Source organism: Lysinibacillus sp. NPDC097214 (assembly GCF_050277945.1).
Taxonomy (GTDB): Bacteria; Bacillota; Bacilli; order Bacillales_A; family Planococcaceae; genus Lysinibacillus; species Lysinibacillus xylanilyticus_B.
On sequence record NZ_JBNNSS010000017.1, the window covers coordinates 22,961 to 40,419 of the forward strand.

General features: G+C 36.6%; 15 protein-coding genes. 10 read left to right on the forward strand and 5 right to left on the reverse strand.

Annotated elements, in window-relative coordinates; all coding sequences use genetic code 11:
- Positions 1-100: 100 nt before the first annotated feature.
- Positions 101-2,299 carry a YhgE/Pip family protein gene (locus ACQKMI_RS23275; protein WP_427492795.1) on the forward strand — a complete coding sequence of 733 codons (2,199 nt, stop codon included), beginning with the start codon at positions 101-103 and terminating at the stop codon, positions 2,297-2,299.
- A gap of 485 nt (positions 2,300-2,784) precedes the next feature.
- Here the strand turns inward: ACQKMI_RS23275 and yhfH are convergent, their stop codons facing one another.
- Positions 2,785-2,910: a protein YhfH gene (gene yhfH / locus ACQKMI_RS23280; RefSeq protein ID WP_012292204.1), complete on the reverse strand. Its 126-nt coding sequence runs from the start codon at positions 2,908-2,910 to the stop codon at positions 2,785-2,787.
- A 144-nt stretch (positions 2,911-3,054) separates the two neighbouring features.
- On the opposite strand from yhfH, the gene ACQKMI_RS23285 reads away from it, so the two are divergent.
- From ACQKMI_RS23285 to ACQKMI_RS23320, 8 genes are all read left to right on the forward strand, one after another.
- Entirely contained in the window at positions 3,055-4,047 is a 993-nt protein-coding gene (locus tag ACQKMI_RS23285; RefSeq protein ID WP_427492797.1) for a lipoate--protein ligase, read from the forward strand.
- Positions 4,048-4,558: 511 nt separating this feature from the next.
- Positions 4,559-5,263 (forward strand): response regulator transcription factor, encoded by a 705-nt coding sequence (locus ACQKMI_RS23290; protein ID WP_323649834.1) that lies wholly within the window; start codon positions 4,559-4,561, stop codon positions 5,261-5,263.
- Positions 5,263-6,246 carry a sensor histidine kinase gene (locus ACQKMI_RS23295; protein WP_427492800.1) on the forward strand — a complete coding sequence of 328 codons (984 nt, stop codon included), beginning with the start codon at positions 5,263-5,265 and terminating at the stop codon, positions 6,244-6,246. The genes ACQKMI_RS23290 and ACQKMI_RS23295 overlap by 1 nt, the downstream gene beginning before the upstream one ends.
- 11 nt (positions 6,247-6,257) lie before the next feature.
- On the forward strand, positions 6,258-6,692 hold the full coding sequence (locus ACQKMI_RS23300; protein ID WP_427492802.1) for a hypothetical protein: 435 nt from the start codon (positions 6,258-6,260) through the stop codon (positions 6,690-6,692).
- A gap of 12 nt (positions 6,693-6,704) precedes the next feature.
- Complete coding sequence (locus ACQKMI_RS23305; RefSeq protein ID WP_427492804.1) at positions 6,705-7,481, forward strand: ABC transporter ATP-binding protein; 777 nt, start codon at positions 6,705-6,707, stop codon at positions 7,479-7,481.
- The gene (locus ACQKMI_RS23310; RefSeq protein ID WP_427492806.1) at positions 7,453-9,387 is read left to right on the forward strand and encodes an FtsX-like permease family protein; all 1,935 of its coding nucleotides are present in this window, start codon (positions 7,453-7,455) and stop codon (positions 9,385-9,387) included. Before ACQKMI_RS23305 ends, ACQKMI_RS23310 begins: the two co-directional genes overlap by 29 nt.
- Before the next feature lie 330 nt (positions 9,388-9,717).
- The gene (locus ACQKMI_RS23315) at positions 9,718-11,265 is read left to right on the forward strand and encodes a fatty acid--CoA ligase family protein (protein ID WP_427492808.1); all 1,548 of its coding nucleotides are present in this window, start codon (positions 9,718-9,720) and stop codon (positions 11,263-11,265) included.
- An 813-nt stretch (positions 11,266-12,078) separates the two neighbouring features.
- The gene (locus tag ACQKMI_RS23320) at positions 12,079-12,726 is read left to right on the forward strand and encodes a VTT domain-containing protein (RefSeq protein ID WP_427492861.1); all 648 of its coding nucleotides are present in this window, start codon (positions 12,079-12,081) and stop codon (positions 12,724-12,726) included.
- Positions 12,727-12,841: 115 nt separating this feature from the next.
- Here ACQKMI_RS23320 and ACQKMI_RS23325 read toward each other — a convergent pair whose 3' ends face one another.
- The 4 genes from ACQKMI_RS23325 to ACQKMI_RS23340 are packed head-to-tail and all read right to left on the reverse strand — an operon-like array spanning position 12,842 to position 15,522.
- Positions 12,842-13,549, reverse strand: coding sequence for a hypothetical protein (locus ACQKMI_RS23325; protein ID WP_427492809.1), 708 nt, complete (start codon positions 13,547-13,549; stop codon positions 12,842-12,844).
- Positions 13,546-14,274: a hypothetical protein gene (locus ACQKMI_RS23330; protein ID WP_427492810.1), complete on the reverse strand. Its 729-nt coding sequence runs from the start codon at positions 14,272-14,274 to the stop codon at positions 13,546-13,548. The genes ACQKMI_RS23325 and ACQKMI_RS23330 overlap by 4 nt, the downstream gene beginning before the upstream one ends.
- Positions 14,258-15,151: an ATP-binding cassette domain-containing protein gene (locus ACQKMI_RS23335; protein WP_427492812.1), complete on the reverse strand. Its 894-nt coding sequence runs from the start codon at positions 15,149-15,151 to the stop codon at positions 14,258-14,260. The genes ACQKMI_RS23330 and ACQKMI_RS23335 overlap by 17 nt, the downstream gene beginning before the upstream one ends.
- Positions 15,148-15,522, reverse strand: a complete 375-nt coding sequence (locus ACQKMI_RS23340; RefSeq protein WP_427492814.1) for a GntR family transcriptional regulator — start codon at positions 15,520-15,522, stop codon at positions 15,148-15,150. Before ACQKMI_RS23340 ends, ACQKMI_RS23335 begins: the two co-directional genes overlap by 4 nt.
- A 451-nt stretch (positions 15,523-15,973) precedes the next feature.
- On the opposite strand from ACQKMI_RS23340, the gene ACQKMI_RS23345 reads away from it, so the two are divergent.
- Positions 15,974-17,203: an EAL and HDOD domain-containing protein gene (locus tag ACQKMI_RS23345; RefSeq protein ID WP_427492816.1), complete on the forward strand. Its 1,230-nt coding sequence runs from the start codon at positions 15,974-15,976 to the stop codon at positions 17,201-17,203.
- The last annotated feature ends 256 nt before the right edge of the window (positions 17,204-17,459 follow it).

The window sequence follows — 17,459 nt, forward strand, 5'->3', positions numbered from 1 at the left end:
GTCTAGGTGATTTAAACCCTCTGAAGATTTAGCTTTTTTTTTGAATAAAAATGACCGACTTATGTTTTCGGTCAAATATTAATAGGAGTGAAGAAAACTTATGATTAAAGCTGAGTGGCTGAAAATCCTTAAAACAAGAAAAATGCTTGTTTCAATAATTGCTGTATTATTTATCCCAGTCATGTACGCAGGCATGTTCTTATGGGCGTTCTGGGATCCATATAAAGGCCTGCCGAATTTGCCAGTAGCCGTTGTCAACCAAGATAAGGGCGCTGAAATGGAAGGCGTTAAATTAGATTTGGGGAACGATTTAGTCGATAAGCTTGTCGAGAGTAACGACTTTAAGTTTATTGAAGTATCCAAAGAAGAAGCTGAAAAAGGCCTAAATGGCCGAGATTATTATATGACTCTAGAAATTCCATCAAATTTCTCTGAGCATGCGACTACGTTATTAGATGACAAACCTTCTAAATTAGTCATGAATTATATTCCAAATGAAGGATTAAACTTCCTTAGTGCACAAATTGGTGAAACAGCAATGGAAAAAATACGTGCGGAAGTGAATAAACAAGTTTCAACTACTTATGCTGAAAAAATATTTGATTCTATTACAACAATGGGAGATGGCTTTACGGAGGCTGCAGATGGCTCAAGTAAGCTAGATGAAGGTGCTAAAACTTTAGCTAATGGTGCAAAAGATTTAAAAGGTTATCTTGAGCAACTAGCTTCAAGTACAGTTGAATTGTCAAATGGTGCAGATAAAATTACTAAAGGTGCAGGAGACGCTGCAAAAGGTGCAAATGACTTAACTACTGGCTTAGTAAAATTACAAGACGGCACTGTACAGTTACAAACAGGTGCACAGCAAGCAGCATCTGGAGCAACATCTCTTTCACAAGGTGTATCACAATATACACAAGGTGTAGCGCAAGTTCAAGCAGGTTTAGCTACGATTAGCAATAATCAACCACAAATCACTGCAGGCGCAGCACAAATTGCTGATGGTGCAGGTCAATTAAATGGTGCAGCAGGCCAATTAGCAGGTGGTTCTGCTGAAGTAACAGCAGGTATCGATGCCTTATCTGAAAAATTGGAAGTCATGATGGCTTCATCGCCTGAAGAGCAAAAAGCAGTATTAAATCAAATAAATCAATCATTAAACCAGCTACGTGCAGGAAACGAAAAAGTGCATGCTGGATTAGGTGTTTTATCAGATAAAACAACCGAATTACAAGCTGGTGCTAACAAATTAAATTCTGGTGCATCGCAAATTGCAGCAGGTCAATCACAAGTGTTAGCAGGTGCTAATGAGTTAACATCAAAAAGTGGTGCATTAATCGAAGGAGCAAAAGGTCTTCAAGCTGGTAATGCAACCCTTTCTCAAAAATTAGGTGAGTTAAATGCTGGTGTTAAGACAGCCGTAACAGGTTCTAAAACATTGGCTACAGGTTTAAATGAGCTAGCAAGTGGTTCAACAACATTGAATCAGGGTACATCAACACTTGCCTCTAAATCAGGTGAATTAGTAGAAGGTTCTGCAACGCTTGCTGATGGTTCAACTGAACTGGCAGATGGTACATCAACTTTATCTGGCAAACTAGGTGAAGCAAGTGAAAAAGCAAAAGAAGTTCATGCAAGCAAGGACACATATGATATGGTAGGTAGCCCAGTTGAGGTTGATAAAGAATCTGTTAACCATGTACCTAACTATGGAACAGGTTTCGCACCATACTTTATTTCCCTTGGCTTATTCGTTGGTGCGTTATTAATCTCTATCGTTTTCCCACTTGTGGAACCAGCGATTCGTCCAAAAAATGGAGCAACTTGGTTTACAAGTAAAGCTTCAGTTTTAGCAATAGTCGGCTTAATTCAAACTATATTAACAGTGGTTATTGTAAAATGGGGCTTAGGCCTTGAAGTAAACAATTTGGGATACTTCTTCCTAACAGCATTATTAACAAGTTATGTTTTCTTAGCTTTAATTCAAATGTTAGTATCTATTTTCGGTGATCCAGGACGCTTCATGGCGATTGTTGTATTAATTTTACAACTTACAACAAGTGCGGGTACATTCCCACTTGAGTTAATCCCATCACCATTACAAGTATTTAATAAACTATTACCAATGACATATACTGTTTCAGCATTTAAAGCTAGTATTTCAACTGGTGATACATCATTCTTAATGCAAAACTACGGAATTCTAGCAGGCTTCCTAGTAGCATTCTTAGCTATTACTTTCGGTTATTTCATGTTACTACACACAAAACGTTACTCAAAAGTAGCCGAAGAAAACTAAAAAAGGAATTTTTTACGCCCACCGATATTGGTGGGTGTTTTTTTTATGGTTGAATGATTGTCTGACAAGGGCTCGGTAGCGGGGAGAACTGATCGGGTGGCTTCGAAAACTGATCAGGTAGGGAGTGAATGTGCTCGGGTAGATTCGAAAACTGATCAGGTGGCGAGAGAATGTGATCGGTAGGTTCGAAAACTGATCAGGTGGCGAGGGAATGTGCTCGGGTAGGTTCGAAAACTGATCAGGTGGCGAGAGAATGTGCTCGGATGGCTTCGGGAACTGTTCAAGTACCGGGAATAACGGCTCGACTTCAACAAAACAGCACATATGCAAAAAAATCATACAAAAAACAGCAGCTGATATGAGCGTATCGGCTGCTGTTTTTAAGTGTAAGAGATTTAATTAAGGGTTCATCAAAATTATGATGAGGGGTGTCATTATTAGTACGTGTGGGGCACGTATATGACTAATACAGAATAGGCAAATGCTTATAGGTGGTTACATTTTTCACAAGTGTTGCTGTAGCATTCACTTTGTTCTTCAATTTTTTCACCGCATTCTGTACATTGCTTTGCAGGTAGGTTCTTGAAAAATTCAACTACATTTTCTAACATTGTGGACTCCTCCTTTAAGTTCATCTGTACTATTACTGTTTTGATATTTTATAGTGTATTATAACAGATGCTTTTCGTCAACACAAAATGCCTAATTTGCGTTAAAATAAATATGGATATTTTGTGAAGGAGGAAACGTAATTTATGATATTCGTTGATAATAAAGGGATTCATGATCCACGCATTAACCTTGCCATTGAGGAGTATTTATTGAAAACGATGGATGTAGAAAAAGAGCCAGTGCTACTTTTTTACATAAATCAGCCTTCAATCATCATTGGTAAAAATCAAAATACTATCGAAGAGATTAATACAGATTATGTAGAGGATAATGGCATAATTGTTGTACGACGCCTTTCTGGTGGCGGTGCAGTGTATCATGATTTAGGGAACCTAAACTACAGTTTTATTACTAAAGACGATGGCGATAGCTTTATGAATTATAAAAAATTCACGCAGCCTGTTGTCGATGCACTTGCAAAAATGGGCGTTCATGCGGAGCTTTCAGGACGCAACGACATTTTAGCGGAAGGACGTAAGGTTTCCGGGAACGCGCAGTTTTCTACAAAGGGCCGTATGTATAGCCACGGTACATTAATGTTTGATACAGAAATTGATGCTGTTGTATCTGCATTAAAGGTGAAAAAAGATAAAATTGAATCAAAGGGCATTAAATCGATTCGTTCAAGAGTAGCTAATATTTCTGAGTTCTTAAAGGATAAAATGACAGTCGAAGAATTCCGTCTAGAAATTTTAAAATCCATTTTCGGTGGTGAAGAAAATATTCGCTATTATGAGCTAACAGAGGAAGACTGGACAAATATCCACAAGCTATCTGCAGAGCGTTATCAAACATGGGAATGGAACTATGGGAAATCACCACGCTTTAATATTCAAAAAACACATCGCTTCCCAACAGGGGGCATTGATATTCGCTTAGAGGTGAATCACGGAATTATTGAAGAAGCACATATTTTTGGTGATTTCTTCGGTGTGGGTGACATGACAGATGTGGAACAACGATTAGTGGGGACAAACTATGATCGAACTGCAATTGCTAATGCGTTAGCGGATATTGATATACCAACATACTTTGGTGGAATTGCGACAGAAGAGTTTTTACAATTAATTTATTAAGAGAAGCTTATGAAGAAATTGGCAAATGTCCTTATTAAGGGTTCAATATCAAAAGAAGAGGATGACATTTGTTACACATATGCGATGTTTAAATGTTGATTGGAGTGAAGGCTGGACGCCCCTAGGAAAGTGCCCAGCCGGAACGGAAATCAACCCCATGTTTTGGTATGAGCTATGCAAGCGATTTTCCAATATATTTTGGTCCATCATCGGAAATTAGGGATGACATTTTGTTAAAACATATGCCATGCAAATTAGTTGATTGAAGTGGAGGGTGGCGACTCCTTGGGGATTAGCGTCACAGATGAGACCCTGCAGCGAAGCGAAGCGGCTCATCGGACGCCCCCAGGAAAGCGCCAACCGGAACGGAAATCAACCTCACGCTTTGATGATAAGCTACAAATGATTTCTAATAAATCGATTCGTGTTAACTTTTGCTACAAAAGGTTCGCTGACAGTTATGTCAGTGGGCCTTTTTTTGATACAATATAAGATAGAAAGGAGTGTTGGTATGGAGAAGCATCGAATATTTATTGTCGAAGATGATGTAAAGATTGCATCATTGCTCGCAGAAACGCTTAGAAAATATCAATACGAAGTGGAAACGATCAAAGAGTTTGATCATCTCGTTGAAGAATTTACAGCATTTAATCCACACATGGTGTTGCTTGATATAAATTTACCTTCGTACGATGGCTACTATTGGTGTCGTCAACTACGTCAACATACAACTTGTCCCATTATTTTTATTTCCGCTCGTTCTGGGGAAATGGATCAAATTTTTGCGCTAGAAAATGGGGGCGACGATTTCATTACGAAGCCATTTAATTATGAGATTGTGCTGGCTAAAATCCGTAGTCACTTGCGTCGTACATATGGTGAATACGCAACAAGACAAGAAGAACGGACAATTAAACAAGGACAGCTTGTTCTTCATTTAGAAAGAATGGAGCTTCATAAACATGATTTAGAGATCCCACTTCAGAAAAAAGAATGTATCATTTTAGAACTGTTAATGGGGAATGCTCCAAAAGTAGTGACGCGTGAGCAACTGTTAGAAGAGCTTTGGGACGATCAGGCATTTGTCGATGAGAATACGTTGAACGTCAATATGACACGAGTGCGCAAAAAGCTAGCTGATTATCAAATTATGTCTTCTATAGAAACGGTACGTGGAGCAGGTTATCGCTTTATTTTAAGTGCAGGTGAGTTATAGTGGGCTGGAAATTATTTTTGCGTGATTACGCATCGTTCATTGTATTCCAGTTCTTATTAGTCGGTTTTATTATGGTCTTGTATTGGTTGGACGGCTTTCGAAATGTTGATACTGCTATATATTCCTTCTGTATTAGTTTAGTGTTACTAGCCTCGTTTTTACTTATCCGCTATTTAATGCGTCAACGTTATTTAATTAAAATATCGCAGCTTCCTAAAACAATGGAGGATGTATTGCAAAAAAATGCTAAAACACCTGAGGCGATACAGGCTGAAAAATATATGCATGAATTATATCGACTGTATAAGCACGAGCTTCAATCGTTATATGCTGGTCAAAAACGACATGATCAGTTTATAAATCAATGGGTACATCAGATGAAAACACCAATTTCTGTTATTGAACTCTTATTACAGGATGAACGTCCTCTCGATAAAAAGAATGTACAGGAGGAAATTGACCGCTTGCGTACGGGCTTGGATATGGTGTTAGTGAATGCTCGATTAGAAAATTTCGAAGAAGATATGCAAGTAGAACAGATTGCTTTAAAAACGATTGTTACTGCAACTGTAAATGAAAATAAACGTTTATTTATTACGAAGCGTGTCTTCCCAGAAATTCATATTGAGGATGATATTATCGTAGCAAGTGATTCAAAATGGCTTCGTTTTATTATCGGGCAATTCGTCACCAATGCGGTTAAATATACATTTGAGGCAAATAAAAAAATAATGGTTTCTGCCATTAAAAAGGATGACCACGTACAATTAGCCATTTGTGATGAAGGTATTGGTATTCCTGCTTCCGATCTTTCTCGTGTCACGAAAGCCTTCTTTACTGGTGAGAATGGGCGTAAAACTGGGGAATCCACAGGGATGGGCTTATATTTAGCGAAAGAAATCTGTGAAAAACTCGGTCACGAACTAAACATTACATCAGAGGTAGGGAAAGGAACAATTGTTACAGTGACGTTTACGAATTAGGGGGATCCGGAATGGTAGAAGTACTTATAGATGAGTGGGTTTTAAATGTAGAGTCTGAAAAAACAGTGGCATTATACGAATCGCATATCAATGTTTGTGATTGTTTATCCTGCAAAAATTTCCGTAAGGCTAGTCTTTTTCTTAATGAAGAAGTCATGCATTTTTCGAATAAGCTTGGGCTAGACTTATATAAACCAACTTTACTTAACGCTTTTCCTGTAGAAGGTGACCAAGTGATGTACAGTGGACATTATACGATTTGTGGAGAAGTAATTGAAGGTGAAATGGATGCCTGGGATATAATTGTTGGTTCGCATTGCTTTAGTCTAGTGGAGGAGGATGGTAATAAGTCAGCTGAATGTTTAACGGAGCCGCATTTTCAAATTGGCTTTGAGGTAGTATTGCAGTGGCTTTTACCAGAATCTATGGAATTAATGAAGAAATAAGGTGAACAAGATATGCCTATTTTACAAATAAAAGACGTAACGAAGGTGTATGAAGGAAAAGTAACCCATCGTGCGTTAAATCAACTAAGCTTTGAGGTGGAGGAAGGCGAGTTTTTAGCAGTCATGGGTCCATCAGGAAGTGGAAAAACAACATTATTAAATATCATTTCTACGATTGATGAACCAACGAGTGGAGAAATCATTTTAGATGGCATGAACCCTCATACGCTGAAAGCAACTGAGTTAGCCTACTTTAGAAGAAGGCAGCTTGGTTTTGTCTTTCAGGATTTTAATCTTTTGCATATGCTCACAGTGGAAGAGAATATTGTGTTACCACTGACATTAGACCAACAGCCATTAGAAGTAATGGAGGAGCGTCTTGCAAGCATTGTAGAAAAGCTCGATTTAACTTCATTCTTGCATAAACGCCCAAATGAAATATCAGGTGGACAAGCGCAAAGAACGGCCATTGGTCGGGCACTTATTCATAATCCAAGTCTCATTTTAGCAGATGAGCCGACCGGAAATTTGGATTCGAATTCTTCGCGTGATGTACTTGAACTTTTAACAAAAATCAATCAGGAAAAACGAACAACGATTGTCATGGTAACACATGATCCAATTGCTGCTAGCTACTGTGATCGCGTGTTATTTATTAAGGATGGGGAATTTTTTAATGAAATTTACAAAGATGACCGTCGTCAAATGTTTTTCCAGCGAATATTAAATGTGTTGAGCTTACTAGGAGGAGGACAAGTAGGTGACCTTTCGACAATTCGCTTACCGTAATGTCGTACGGAACAGCCGTATATACGGTGCCTTTTTCATGGCAAGCTTTTTTTCTGTGGCTGTGTTTTTTATCTATTCAATGCTCATGTTTCATCCTGATATTGAACGTGGGATTTTAGGAGAGGCATCGTTAATTGGGATGGTTGGTGCGGAAATCGTACTCGTCCTTTTTACATTATTCTTTTTATATTATTCGATGAGTGCTTTTTTAGAGGCAAGATCACATGAGTTTGCAATTTTATTACATTTAGGAATGGAAAAGCGCCAGATGAATAAGCTTGTCTTTTTGGAGACAATGATTATTGGATCTGGTTCTATTTTTGTCGGGATACTATTTGGTTTCTCGTTTTCGAAGTTCTTTTTCATGATTGTTCGGGAAATTTTACATTTAGATAGTTTACCCTTATATGTTTCATGGCAGCCTTTTGTGCTGACGATTGGTGTCTTCACAAGTGCTTTTGTAGTCATTTCTTTTATTAGTGTATATTTTACACGTGAAAGAAAATTGCGCGATCTCCTAAAGGGAAATGACTATTTAAATAGTGTTTCAACCTATTCAAAAATTCGTGCTGTATTTGGTATTACCCTTATTTTATCAACATACGTACTATCAATTATCGTAGCGAAAACATCTTTGATTGGTTTAATATTAGTAATCCCGTTTTTAGCAACCTTTGGAACATATTATTTTTTCAGAGATTCATTACCTTGCTTTTTAGATAAAGCACGGGGTAAACGGAAATTTCATTGGCAACGCTATCGCCTTCTTTCGTTAGCCGAGCAAACTCATATTATGATGGATAATGTGAAAATGTTTTTTGTAGTAACGATGGTGTCAACAATGGCCTTTTTATCAGTCGGTGTTTTAGCAACGATGTCATCATATACAATACAATATGATCGTTTAAATCCACTAGGGCTTGTCTATAAGGGAGATGTCGACAATCCATATGAGCGAAATCATATCGCCTCTTTACGAATTGAATTAGAGGAAAAGGGCTTGTCCTATCATCTATCTCGCTTTGTTGTTATCAAGCAAACTTCTTCATATACGCACAATGAGGTTGAGGTGTTTAGAGAATCAGATATGAATGTATTGCTTTCTTCCTATAGTTACCCATTACTTGATATGGCTCCAGGAGAGGCAGTGTTTATTCCATATTCGGAAGAGTCTCTAAACAAACTAAAAAATAAAGTTGTGCATACAGTATTAGAGGAAAATTCTATCCCGATAACCATTGATAGCGTATATCCTAAAATAGTATTCCCTGGGTCTATTGTTAGTGTTAATTCTATAGTGATAAGCGATGAGGATTTTGTAAAGCTCAAAAAGCCGATTACCGATAAAAACGTTGAGCAGCCAATCTATCATTTATTTACTTTCTATATTCCTCAGTGGATAGAAACGAAAGATATCGGCAAGGACATAAATGCGTTAGAAGCGTCTCAATATTTTTATAAGAAGAATAGATTTAGCCCATTTTACTTTGAAAATGCAGGATTAAATTATTCTTATATATTAGCTACTTATTCTTTATTCACATTAGTAGGGGTTTTAGTAGCAACGGTATTTTTATTAGCAGCAGGTAGCTTCGTTTACTTTAAACTGCATACTTCTCTTGAAAGAGAAAAGCGTAAATTCGATGTCTTAAAGCGAATGGGTTTAACAGATACGGAGCTCAAAAAGCTTGTGAATCGTCATTTATTCCCACAATTTTTCTTGCCATGGGGTGTTGCAATGATGCATAGTCTCTTTGCTTTTCTTATGGTTCAAGGTATTTTGAAGGATATTGCTAATATTTCCATTGTAAAAGAAGTTGTCTTATCTTTTAGCTTTTTTGTTTTAATACAAGTAGTCTATTTTTACTTGATTCGTTGGCGGTACATCTCGCATATTCGTTCATAACAAGATGTGTAAAAGAGAAAAAAATGAATTATTTGACGTAATTTACGACATGAGATAAAAAGTTTCGTTGTTTTTTAGATATATTTCTTATATAATATTACTGAATAATGATTCATTTTATCTTCATTCAGTAGTAGACTCCTACCTCTGAGGTGGTGTGATGGATTTGGGTGTGATTCCTTTTTAAGGGATGTCCATACATCTACTGAATGAAGATAAAGCCTCCGGCGGATGCCACGGATTTTAAAAGGAATGAAATGTGCAGGCACAATTCAAAATCCGGACGCAATTACGCCAAGGCGAAATTGATACGATAAGGGGATGGTGTAATTGAATTTAGTTTCAAGTGTTCGTCAACAAGCATTAGAGCAACCGGATAAGATTGCGTATCATTTTATGGGGAAAGATACTACGTACGGTGAGTTTGAACAGACAGTTGGTCGCTTTGCAAAGGGCTTACAAGAATTAGGGGTAGAAAAAGGGGACCATGTGGCGTTTTTACTCGGCAATACACCACATTATTTAATTTCGTTATATGCAACTATGAGTATAGGGGCAACGGCAATTCCGATTAATCCAATCTATACACCGGATGAAATTTCGTATATTTTGCATAATGGTGATGTAAAAGCTGTTATTGCACTTGATGCACTTCTTCCATTAGTAGAAATGGGTGTACATGCTTTTCCAAAAGTAAAAACATTTGTTGTTTGTGAAACAACGGCAGATGTTGCTGATAAAGTCACTACTTTATCCGATGAGGCAAAGGCAAAAATTCATTTATTTTCACAAGTAATTGCTAGTGTATCAGACTCTTGCCAACCAGTAGAAGTAGCTGACGAAGATATTGCAATTATTCTATATACTTCAGGAACGACAGGTACTCCAAAGGGTGCAATGCTGACGCATGGCAATATCTATTCGAATGCACGAGATGTTGCGCATTATTTAGGCTATAAAGCTGATGATCGTGTTATTGCTACTTTGCCAGTTTTCCATGTATTTGCGTTAACTGTCGTCGTCAATGCACCTTTATTGAGTGGAGCAACAATTCTACTTGTACCACGTTTTAGTCCAACAGAAATCTTTAAATTTACGAAGGAACAAAAAGCAACAGTCTTCGCTGGTGTACCAACTATGTATAATTTCTTGTATCAATTACCTGAAGGCAACCCTGAAGATTTCTCAACAGTACGCTTAGCGATTTCAGGGGGTTCATCTTTACCTGTAGCACTACTACATAATTTCGAGAAGAAATTTAATGTGCGTGTTTCAGAAGGGTATGGCTTATCAGAAGCTTCACCGGTAACGTGCTTCAACCCATTGAATCGTGAGCGTAAAGCAGGTTCTATTGGGGCATCCATTTCCAATGTTGAAAATAAAGTGGTCGATGTTAATGGACAAGAAGTGCCAGTTGGCGAAGTAGGGGAGCTAATTGTACGAGGGCCAAACGTTATGAAGGGCTATTATAAATTACCTGAAGAAACTGCTATGGTTATACGTGATGGCTGGTTATACACAGGGGATTTAGCTAAAGTTGACGAGGAAGGGTACTTCTACATCGTTGACCGTAAAAAAGATATGATTATTGTAGGCGGCTTTAACGTGTATCCAAGAGAGGTTGAAGAAGTACTCTTTGCACATAATAATATCGTTGAAGCGGCAGTTGTAGGTTTCCCAGATCCTAATTTAGGTGAGGCAGTTCATGCATATGTTGTCTTAAAAGATGAAGATGCAACTTCTACAGAAGATCTTCTCGCATACTGTGCAAAACATATGGTGAAATACAAGGTTCCTAAAGTAATTGAGATTCTGGATGAATTACCGAAAAATACGACAGGAAAAATTTTGCGTCGTTCATTAAAAGAAAAAGTATAAAATAAATGCTCATCACTATAACGTGTGGTTGATTTCCGTTCCGACTGGGCGCTTTGTTGTTGCTGTCGCTACGCTTTCGCACAGATAAAACAATTGCTGAGGCTTCGCTTTCGCACAGATAAAACATTTGCCGCTGACGCTTCGCTTTCGCGCAGAGCAGAGCATCCAATCAACTTATATACATGGCATGCATTTTAACCAATGTCATCTCAAACTTTTGGTGATGAATCCAATAAAGAAGCTACTATTTGGTAGCTTTTTTTTTATGATTGTAAAAAATTTTTGTGGGAGCTAAGATAATTCTTTCAGGCGTGTTGATTAGGGAAAAATAGGTTTATTATTAAGCAATAAATCTATTTTTTGTGCTGTTTGCTAATATATCCCCATTTTAACTGATTGTAGCGTAGGGCTACTCGACTCCCGCGGGAAAGCGAGGCAGACGAGACCCTGCACGGAGCGCAGCGGAGGAAGCGGCTCGACGCTCGCCCGCAGGAAAGCGAGTAGCCCGTAGCGGAAATCAGCCGCTTCGAATTTATTCGAATGTATAAAAATGCTTAATCAACACACCTGTAATTCTTATTACTACATCATTACAGCAATGTAAAAAAGTATGACCACTTTATTTAAATAGTTGAGTGTAGATGTCTGTAAGTGATAAAATCAAACTTATGAAATCTACATACTTTTTAAAGGCTTGTCATATAGTGAGGGAGAAGTAATACTACAGACCGTCAAGAAGAATGGAACCCTTTGATGTCTAGCTACGTCAAAGCCTTTAGAAAATTAAATTGAAAGAGAGCATATGGAAAAATGATAGAACTCATCAAAGAGTTAATTAGTTTTATTATGCATATTGATGTGCATTTAGAAGAGATCATTCGTGAGTTTGGTAATTTGAGTTATTTCGTTTTATTTGCAATCGTTTTTGTTGAAACAGGTGTCGTAATTTTCCCATTCCTACCAGGCGATTCCTTGCTTTTTGCAAGTGGTACATTGGCAGCAGCAATGGGCGCGTTTAACATGTGGATATTAATCCCTGTATTTTTAGCAGCTGCAATTTTAGGGGATACGATGAACTATCATATTGGTCATAAAGTAGGGACATCCATTCCACCAAAGAGCTTCCTTGGTAGAGTCGTTAAAAAAGAACGTATGGAAGCTGCAGAAAAGTTCTTTAATAAGCACGGTGGAAAAACGATTGTCATCGCACGTTTTATGCCTTTCATTCGTACATTCATACCATTTGTTGCAGGGGCTAGTAAAATGAAGTATGGCTACTTCATTATGTATAATGTTTTAGGTGCAGTGTTATGGGTATTCAGCTGTACATTACTAGGTTATTTCTTTGGTAATATTCCAATTATTAAAGATAACTTCTCAACGGTTCTTATATTAATTATTTTAATTTCAGTTGTACCAGCTGTTATTGGTGCTATTAAATCAAAAACAAGTAGAAAATAAAAGGGCAGTCCAAAAGTGATAAAAAATCACTTAGGACTGTCTTTTTTTGCTCATCACGATAACGAGGGTTGATTGTGTCGCTGATATCATACTATTGGTGTTTATCCATTTTTTACTATTCAATATATTGCACAAGGCCTTGGGTATCTTTTAGTTCTGTACTCCTTGGTATGTCGATTACTAAGATATTTGAATAGGAATAGTCCATTTCGTCCCGTTCTCGTCCTACCTCTCGAATAAAATCTAAGGTACCTAATGTTGCTTTTATACGATAATAATTTACTTGTTGTTTAGAAAGAGATTCAATAAATAACTGATTTTGTGCCACGTATACGTCAGGTAATGGTACTTCGTCTGAAAGATCGATACCATTTATGATGAAAGGAAATTGATAATAGGTAACAAGAGCTTTCCACGATTCAATAGTGTCATTATAACGTTGTCGAACCTTCAAGCTTAAATTATTGTCATCATTTATTACAACAGGTAATGTATTTCCTTCAAAGTTAATTTCCCATGTTTTCTTTTTGTAATCTGAAGTTAAATAGGAAGAATTGTATTCTTGATCATACTTCTGGATTTGATCAAATTTTTTCTCAACTTGTTTAAGCTCAGAAGGAGAAAGAACTGGTATTTTTGACTCTGAAAAAAAGGTAATATAAATGAAGGCAGTGAGTCCAAGTACGATATAGCAGGTAATGCAAATCATAATACGCTTAGGTGTCCAAATATTTTTAGCTTTTTTACCTAATTTACCTAGTATTAAAAAAATAGCAATTACGAGTAGTATTTGAGTAAAATAGAATATTGTTGTCGCTATCATTTGCGAGACACCTCCGATTTATTAGCAATCCAAATAGTGAGGCTAAAGCATAGTAGAGCCGCAAGCAAATAAAGAACACTAATCATAAGATTTGGTAACATCATTAGCGGACTAATGTTAATAGAATTTAGTGCCATAAAAATGTATATAAAGCTAAACAGTATAAAAGTAGATAAAAATATTTTTATAACTACGGGACCCTTAAAGCTAGTACCAAATAGTAAGCCGATTGCGCTAAATAAACAAATGGAACTGAAACATAATATGAATGTTGATGGTGAAATAAATAGACTATCTATTACAAAAGATTTCTTTTCCACTAACAATATCCCTAATACTTGTAAATAGTAAGTCGAAATCATAATGAAGACTGCAATAAAACTGTATATAATCATGACCAATATATTTGCAATGGTGCTTGATATCCGACTTGAAATAACAGATAAATCATCAATACGATATGCTTTTGTTGTAAAAAGAAGCCCTACTATAAATGCCCAAATGGCTGAAACAATAAGAAACATATCGAGTGAATAAGTAGAGAATCGAACATCTAAATTTCCCCGTAAAAGACCAGTAGTACTACTCCCAGATCTAGAGAGTAAAACGCCAAAAATGATTTGTATAATAACTAAGGAACTAAGGGCAGAAATATATAATTGAGCTTTCCATTTCACCTGTTTTTTTACAATAGTTTTCAGTGAAATATTAGTCAAAGATTGCATCAATATCACTTCCTTTTTTATTTGTTAAATACATGCAAACTTCACTTGCAGAAAGGGCTGATACTTTGATGCCTTTTGTTCGAAGTATTTCTTCTGAGACGAATAGTTTACTAGTATCTACTATTGCTGAGGTCATTCCTGCCACAACCTTTTGAGCGTAAACTTCCGTCTCAGATAGCAGATCCGCAAGTGCATCACTTGGTCCGATAAGTGATATGAGCTGTTCCTTAAATTCATCCAATGGCGCGTGGGCGATGACAGAGCCTTCATCTATTAATAAAATTTCTTCTAAAATAGATTCCATCTCTTGTAAATGGTGACTAGTAATTAAAAATGTTCGTGGAAATGCTAGGTATTCCTTTAAAATCGCTCTGTAAAAATCTGTACGAATCGCTTCGTCCATACCATTCATCGGCTCATCTAAAATGGTTAGTGCACAGCGACTTACTAATCCGTAAACAAGGTTAAAGGTTGCTAATTGACCCTTAGATAGTTGCTGATGTTTTGCTGTGAGATCTATACCCGCATAATCGAGCATGCGATAAGCTAACTCATTTTGCCAATTTGGATAAAAATCAGCCCCCATCTTCAGAATATCCTCGAGCGACAAGTAATCAGAGAAGCTTAATCGATCATCGATAAAAATCATATTGGCAGCTGTTTTAATATTATTAAAGGGATTTTCATCAAACACTTTACATGAACCAGTCGTAGGCTTTAGGTAGCCTGCAATAATATTCAGCAATGTCGACTTACCTGCACCGTTGCGACCAATAATGCCGATAATTTTTTCTGCATCAATAGCGCAGGATACGAGTTGCAGTGCATGACGACGTCCAAAGCTTTTAGATAACTCCTCACATTGAATAATATTCATTCCAATCCCTCCTGCGTTTTTCGAATGAGCACTAGCAATTCTTCATCAGATACAAGTAAACGTTTTGCCTCTAATACGATCTCTTGTGCCATTTTGGTCAATATTTCGTTTCGACGTTTCAATAAAATTCGTTCCTTTGCATCAGTAGTGACAAACATGCCTAATCCACGTTTTTTATATAAAAGTTGCTCTTCTAGTAAAATTGTCAATCCTTTACCAGCTGTGGCGGGATTTATATTGAATAACTCAGCTAGCTGGTATTGTGAATAGACTTTCTGGTCTGTCTGTAATCGATCGGCAATGATTTCGTGCTGTAGCCATTCAGCAATTTGCATATAAATCGGTGTTGTACCATCTAGATGAACGTGCATCGAAAAACCCCCTTTCGTTGCTACAAAATATAGTGCATTAGTGTTGTAATGTACTATACATTGAAAAATGGTAAAAGTCCACTTGGAAAGAAAATAACTTACAAATCTATTTAAGGAAGGATTGAGTGAATTTGAAAAAGATAGATTGGAAAAGGGAAGAGTATTTTATATGAGTAATTTGGAGTTTTGGGTAACGATTTTTTAGAAAGTCATTAATGAGGATAGGTTGATTGGAGTGGAGAATAGGCGACTCCTTGGGGATAGCGTCATGGTGGCTCATCGGATGCCTTCAGCCGGAACGAAAATCCACCATGCTATGTGGCGATTACCTTATTGTATATAATGTTAATTATTGTTAGTCATTTTTTAGACAATTACTTGAATGAGAAGCAGATAGTACTGAAAAATGCTATAATAATACTACTAAAAATGGAGAAATGGGGGCGATGAAATGGAAGTATTTATCGGCAGACAGCCAATTTTTAACCTTCATGAACAAATCGTTGCATATGAATTATTATATCGCAGCAAAAACGAGAATGCTTTTCCAATGGTCGATTCAGATGCTGCCACAATTGATGTACTAGTAAACTCATTTCTTTTAATTGGCATTGAAGAGGTAACAAAAGGAAAACCTAGTTTTGTTAATTTTACAGAAAACTTGCTTATGAGTCCTATAAATGAATACATAAATCCATCGCAAGTTGTTATTGAGATTTTAGAGGATGTCCCTATTACACCTCAGTTAGTTGAGAGAGTTATGGAGCTAAAATCCTATGGGTTTAAAATTGCATTAGATGATTTTATTTTGGATAATAAAGTACAAGTTTATGATGAGTTATTTACTTATATCGATTATATAAAAGTTGACTTTCTATTTTCACCATTACTTGAGCGAATGGAAATTGAAAATAAAGTGAAAGAAAATTTCCCTCACATAAAATTGCTCGCTGAGAAGGTTGAGACACGTAAGCAATTTGAAGTGGCGAAGCATTCTGGCTATGAATTGTTTCAAGGCTATTTTTTTGAACAACCTCAAATAATTACAGCAACCGATATACCTGCTAATACGATTCAATATTTATATATTATTACGCTGTTAAAAGAAGAGGAACCTAATATACAGTTATTAGCAGATAATATTGAGCGTGATATTTCATTAACGTATAAATTATTGCATATGGTTAATAATTCAGAGATGCGTTCTAAATCCAAGGTGCGTTCGATAAAACAAGCGATTATATTACTCGGAGTTCCAAATTTACGAAAGTGGATTTATTTATTGGCGATGAGAGAAATTGATAGGAATGCTGATAATGATATTTTTAAAGAAGTCATGCGTACATCTTTATTTAGGGCAAAAGTTTGTGAGAAATTAGCCAAGCTTTCTTATAAGAAAAACTTCTCTGAATATTTTTTAGTTGGGATGTTTTCATTAATAGACACTATGTTGCAAAGACCGGTGAATGTTATTTTACAGCAACTACCTTTTTCAGAAGACATTACAGCAACGCTTTTAGGTAATCAGACTGAAATGACACCTTATTTGGAATTCAGTACTGCGTTAGGCAAGTTAGATTGGTCTACATTAGAGAAATTAGCTCCTCAGCTCAATATTGATTTATCAAACATTGATCTTTTATACAATGAAGCCATGGAGTGGGCAGAAAAGTCTTTATAAAATAAGAATTCATAAACTGTTTTTGTTTAGTGGAATAAGCCGTTAAGTATATATTTTAGTGAAAAGTCAAAAATAAGCTATCTTAAAATTCTTTTTAAGGTAGCTTTTTTTATGCTTTTAATAGGCTCATCATTACGTAGTAATACATTTGAAAGTTTTCTATTTATTTAGTTGATTGAAGTGGAGACTGGGCGACTCCTCGGGGATCAGTAATAGAGGAACGAAGGCTAAAATCATCACATCCTGTGATAACGCC